The organism is Bartonella sp. MR168JLCBS (assembly GCF_042194175.1).
In genome coordinates this window covers 1-937 of sequence record NZ_JBHIMP010000198.1, presented here as the reverse complement: position 1 = coordinate 937, position 937 = coordinate 1, and the positions used below count along the sequence as shown (strand labels likewise).

The 937-nt window shown below is 45.3% G+C and carries 2 protein-coding genes; both read left to right on the top strand.

What is annotated here, in order from left to right; translation table 11 throughout:
- Window positions 1-606: ShlB/FhaC/HecB family hemolysin secretion/activation protein (locus ACFIK8_RS10310; protein WP_375669369.1), on the top strand; the 606-nt coding region annotated here is incomplete at its 5' end.
- Between the two features lie 89 nt (window positions 607-695).
- Window positions 696-937: hypothetical protein (locus ACFIK8_RS10305; RefSeq protein WP_375669368.1), on the top strand; the 242-nt coding region annotated here is incomplete at its 3' end.

Genomic DNA, 937 nt, shown 5'->3' with positions numbered 1-937 from the left:
TCGCGCAAGTGGCTTGGAGGAGAATTAAGCGCGCATATAGGGTTTCATAAGGGTTTGGCAATTCTTGGCGCTTATGACGATAAAGAGCAAGAGAATGCAACAAAAAATTCACCCAAAGGGCAATTTTCCAAATTGTCTTTTTCTCTAGGCTACGTGCGTCCTTTTTCGCTTCACCAGTATAATTTTCGCTATAACACACTGTTTTCAGGACAATTATCACCCGACACGTTGTTTAGTTCAGAGCAAATATCGCTTGGTGGTAGTTCCTCTGTGCGCGGGGTGCGTGAGGCGATTTATTACGGCAACAACGGGGTGTTTTGGCGCAATGAATTGTCGCTGTTGTTGCCAGGTTTTTCTTCGAACATGGGGCGTAAATTTATGAGCCAATTTTCCCCTTATATGGCGCTTGATCTGGGAGCCGTGGCCAATGATGTAAGCAAAAACAGCTTTGGCGGGAGCCTCGTTGGGGCAACTCTTGGTTTCCATGCAACCGGAGACATTACGGATGTTGATGTGTCTTATTCGAATATTTTAACCCAATCGACAGTGCGAGAAAAGGGAAATGCGACAGGGTTATTTCAAGTGCGGGCATTATTGAGATTTTAGAGCAAAGGGGCGGTAAAAATATCGCTGCGCTGTTTACATCCCTTTGGGTTGTTTTTTTTAAAGATAAAGAATTTTATGAGGAGCTGAAGATGCGGGGATTGAAAAATCAAAAGCATAAATTGGGATATGGATACAAGCGAGGAAAGCGCGTTCTTTGTGTTTTGCAGCGAGGGATCCATAAGGGGCTTTCACTTGTTTTAAGTTTTTGCTTAGCTTTTCAGCCTTTGTTGTTGCAAGCACAAGCGCTTGGAGCGCGAAGTCCTGTTGCACAAGAGAGCCAAGGGATTAAAGCAGCTGATGGGGTTGGCTCTGTTTTCCGCCCCACGGTGGG